This window comes from Arthrobacter sp. P1_B4 (assembly GCF_056406555.1).
In genome coordinates, this window is sequence record NZ_JBFTZW010000147.1 from 1 (window position 1) to 4,571 (window position 4,571).

Below are 4,571 nucleotides of genomic sequence, written 5' to 3' on the forward strand. Positions count from 1 at the left end.
GCCCCCGAAGGAGCCCCATAAGTGAACAGGTTGAGCACACTCAGAGGCCTACACGAAAGTGTTTCCCTTCCTGCAGTCAGCCCGGCAACGGCGAGGACCGCTTCGAAGTCCCCTTGGGTCAGCCCTGCCAGAGCCGCCAGATGCACTGGTCCGGCGCCCCTTGATGAAATGTGATTGGTGAACCCGAACCCTGCCTCGAACCAAGTGCGCAGCCTCTCATGCTCCCGCTCATCATCAGTCCTCTCCGCCAGGCAACGCCCGGCGTGTCAGGCCGACCCCGGATCCACCGTTATTCAGGCACTCCCTGCTCCCGGTGCTGCCTGGCCGCCTTGGCCCGGGCCAGTGCCGTCGTTGCCTTGGCCGTGATGGCGAGCGTGCCGCTAGGCAGCGGTCTGAGAGGACCCGCCGGCCGTACTGCGGACTCGAGGGTATCCAGCAGGTCGGAGAGTAGTTGGGTGATCGTTGGCATAAGCACGTTCCGTTCTCTATGGGCGAGGCATCCGCTCAGTCTGACGCGACGACGCGCCGGCGGCGCTAGGATCGGCATCCCAGTTCTGTGGACCTAAGGCTGGTGCGTTACGGGAACGTTACGACCAGCCCGGACAGCTACCACTACGCCCTTCCCCTCGCCCTCGCCTTGGTTGTCGTTGCTGGCCGGTATGGCTTCCTTGTGAGCACAAACGGATCGTCGGAGCCAGGCAAAGCCCATCAGTGGGGCTGGGTCGACACGAGCAGCATCGTGAACTCGTCTGGCTTCCCGAGCATCGTGGCGAGCGTGAACGCGGCAAGCAACTTCGCGCGCCAACATTCCACGATGGTCGCGTTAGCTGAGAGGCAAATGGCGCCAGCGCGGGGGATGATGAAGCTCGCAGCTGCGGCGAATGCCGATCCGTTGCTCAAGGCAGTTGAGAGTGCGTTCGAGCTTGCTCGCGATCAAGAGCGGCTGCTGGTCAGCTTTAAGGAATACAGGGCCGCCCTAGAGTTCGTCCACCGTGTTGATACCGCAGACCTGTCTTCGAATAAGAAGGCCAGGACGAACGCGGGCGCTAACGCCGGCGGTGAGCCGGCTTATGAGCAGCCGGCCCTGCAGTTCTCGGCGGATCGCTGCAGGACGATAACGCGCCCGTAACACTCGGGCTGTTAGCCTACGCCCACATGTCTTTACGGAGAGACCGTGATGACAGATGCCTTAAAGAGGTTTCACAGGTTCGCCTCGCCACTGCGGCCACGGAGGGATGCATAGGGGGCGGGGAGTCCAACATTCAAGGAGCAGTCCAATGGCAATACCGGAAGACGTGATCACCGCAACCCAGGCGCGGTTCCAGGCACGGCAGGGCCCACGGGCGAGCACGGAAGAAAAGATCGCGGCGGCACGTACCCCGCAGGGCAGTATCCTTAACGTGGACGCACCGGAACGGGTGGCGCTGCGCACCCGGCGGGTCCTGCGCCACCCGCTGGTAATGGACGCACTCAGCGGGATCGCCGGCCCCTCCCCGGAGGGCGGCGACCCGGTACGGGATGATCATGTGCTGGAACGGATCATCGGCGGGAATAACCTGCTGGGCATCGCGTTCCTGGAACTGGGTACGGCGGTCTCCCGCAGTGTGGGCCGCGTCATCGTCCGCGACCGTGTCCAGATCCGGGGCTTTGGCACCGGATTCATGATCTCTCCGCGTCTGGCCCTGACGAACAACCACGTGCTGCCCGATGCCCAGTCGGCCCGTTTCTCCCGCCTGGAATTCAACTTCCAGAACGGTGTCAGCGGACTGCCTCTGACTACATCCCAGTTCGACCTGGAACCGGATGCCTTTTTCCAGACCGACGCGGACCTTGATGTCACCATCGTCGCGGTCGCTGCGCAGTCACGGCCGGACGAAACCAGTGCAGCGGTGCCGCTGGCCGGCTTCGACTTCAACCGCACCTCCAAGGACCAGGGCAAAATCCTGCTGGGCGAATCGATTAACATCATCCAGCACCCGGAAGGCCAGGAGAAGCAGCTGGCGCTGCAGCAAAACGAACTCATCGACCGGTTCGACCAATTCCTGCAATACCGCACTGACACGTCACCGGGCTCCTCCGGTTCACCGCTCTACAACAACCAGTGGGAAATCGTCGGCCTCCATCACTCCGGGGTGCCCGCCCGCAACGCCGCCGGAGACATCCTGGCCGTGGACGGCACGGTGTGGGACGAAACGCAGGGTGAGCTGAAGATCCAGTGGATAGCCAACGAGGGAATCCGCATCAGCAGCATCCTGACCTGGCTCGCCAAGTCTGCCGACGGCATGAACGCCGGACAACGGGCCCTGCTCGAGGAGGCCCTGCCCTCCCAACCCGTCGCGCCTCAACCCCCAGTCGGGGAACAGCAGGCCCGGCTCCGGACACAGCCGGTGCCGGAACATCCCGCCGATCCGGCGGACGGGGCCGTTTCCCTCACCATTCCCCTGCACGTCACCGTCCGGCTCGGCGCGGTGCAGCCGGCAGGAGGCCTCGGCGCAGCGTCCGCAGGGCAGAACCAGGACGCGGTTCGGGGCACTGGCAGTGCCGTGGCCGAAGAGGCCGTGGCGATCGATCCCGATTATGCAGGGCGAACAGGGTACGACCCGGAGTTCCTGGGCACGCAAGTCCCCCTGCCGGTCCTGACGGAGGACCAACGTGCGGATGCGGCACAGAACCGCCGGGCAGCCGACGGGCAGGACCCAACCGTGCTGAACTACCACCACTTCAGTCTCGTGATGCAGCGCACCAGGCGCCTGGCGCTCTACACGGTCGTGAACGTCGACGGCCAGCTCAGCCAGTCACCCAAGCGTGATCGGGACAGGTGGTACTTCGACCCGCGGCTGGAGCAGGCGGACCAGATCGGTGAGGATCTGTACGCGGACAATGACTTTGACCGCGGGCACCTCGTCCGCCGCCTCGATCCGGCCTGGGGGCCGGACAAAGTCGCCCGGTCAGCCAATGACGATACCTTCCATTTCACCAACTGCTCTCCCCAACATAAAAAATTCAACCAGGGGGCCTCGTTGTGGGCCGGCCTTGAGGACTATCTGCTGGACACCGCAAAGGCCGACAAGCTCCGGCTCACGGTGTTCACCGGCCCGGTATTCACCGCCGGCGACCCGGAGTTCCAGGGAGCCCGGATCCCGCTGGCATTCTGGAAGATCCCAGTGTTCCGGCAGGCAGACGGCGGTCACTCGGCCAGCGCCTACATGATCAGCCAGCACGAACTGGTCAAGGACATGCTCAGGGAAGCCTTCACCCCGGCCACCTTCCAGGTCCCGGTCCGAAGGATCAGTGAACTCACCGGTCTGGACTTCACCCACCTGTTCGAGTGGGACCCCATGAACAACGACTTCTCGCCCCTGCCTAAGGCCCAGGAAGCACTCGCCACCCCCACCCCGGCCCGTGAACTCCACACCTTCGACGACCTGCAGCTGTAAGCCGCGGCTTGGTCGCAGGCCGGGAGTGTCTGATTGACGGTGTACCAGGGATTGGCCTGACACGCCGGACGTAAGTGATGACCGCTTGGATAGAACCGCCGGGCAAGACGACGTGTCCGTCCACGGCGGTAACCGGTAAGTCATCGGCAACTGTCGAGGTGACAGTTCCCAGCCTGCAGTGGTAAATGTAGCGAAATGCTTACCGGCACCGGCTGATTGATGGTGACGGTCCGCGCGAGCGCATCGTGGTCGAGAATGAAGCCAAGCAGGGCTCCGAAGATGGTCGGCGCGCCCCCAAACGGTCAGCCGAGTTCGGTCGGCCAGCCAGTGGTTGGAATGCCGGGTGCCAGGTAGATGTGGGGGTCGGCGTCTTCGTCGGCTTCGAAGAAGCTGATGTCGCGCAGCAACATGTTGAATTCGGCGGCCGCCCAGCCATGGGGAATGTCGCCCGTATTCCACCACCGGCCACGGTTTTCCGAGAAGTCGCTGGCATTTGGGTAGGCATGCTGCTCGTTTCAGGCCCCCTGTACCACCTCCCAACGCGCGGGGCGTGCGAAACTCCCGGGCAACGGTCGATTATGCGGCGTTGCCCACAACCCACTGCAAACACTGGAATGCCATGCGGCCTCGTGGCGGAAGCCGCCGGTGGTGAATGGGCCCCATGGTTTCCAGGGTCAGACGGAATGCGTGATCGATGCGCGTGCCGAGCTTTTGGTTCATATACAGCCGGCAGGGTGGAAGTATGCCACTGCCCCGATGACCGCTGAGTCGAGCCTGCCCACGTCTCCCGACCCGTAGGGATGAATGTCTCCCACCAGCCCATGGCGCGTTGTTGGTCAAGGACCCACCGGAGCGGTTGCCCGTCGGACGTCGCCGAAGATCTTCCACAGKTCCTCTGCCTCGGCAAAGTGATTCCGTTCGGCCACGCGGGCGGCTTCGTAGAGCCCCGCTGAGTCCATGGACTGTGAAACAAGCGACAGCGGGTGCTGCCGTGAGGCGGAGTAGGGCACGCCTCATGAGCCAATGTCCAAGGTGCTACCAGATTAGCTTGAGATGGGTCTGAGAGACTACTCGGTGACATTATTGGCCAGGGATTATGGGCCAGCGTTGGTGAGCGGGATCATCCTATTCACT

The 4,571-nt window shown here is 63.5% G+C and carries 3 protein-coding genes; 2 read left to right on the plus strand and 1 reads right to left on the minus strand.

The genetic code is table 11. From position 1 onward, the window contains the following. Nucleotides 1-289: 289 nt before the first annotated feature. The gene (locus AC1D1W_RS19935) at nucleotides 290-469 is read right to left on the minus strand and encodes a hypothetical protein (protein ID WP_476944609.1); all 180 of its coding nucleotides are present in this window, start codon (nucleotides 467-469) and stop codon (nucleotides 290-292) included. Nucleotides 470-670: 201 nt separating this feature from the next. Here AC1D1W_RS19935 and AC1D1W_RS19940 point away from each other — a divergent pair, with 201 nt between their 5' ends. Both AC1D1W_RS19940 and AC1D1W_RS19945 read left to right on the plus strand, forming a co-directional pair. Then, entirely contained in the window at nucleotides 671-1,129 is a 459-nt protein-coding gene (locus AC1D1W_RS19940) for a hypothetical protein (protein WP_243178983.1), read from the plus strand. 148 nt (nucleotides 1,130-1,277) lie between these two features. Continuing rightward, a complete protein-coding gene (locus AC1D1W_RS19945; protein ID WP_243178985.1) occupies nucleotides 1,278-3,437 on the plus strand; it encodes a DNA/RNA non-specific endonuclease in 2,160 nt (719 codons plus the stop codon). Nucleotides 3,438-4,571: the final 1,134 nt, after the last annotated feature.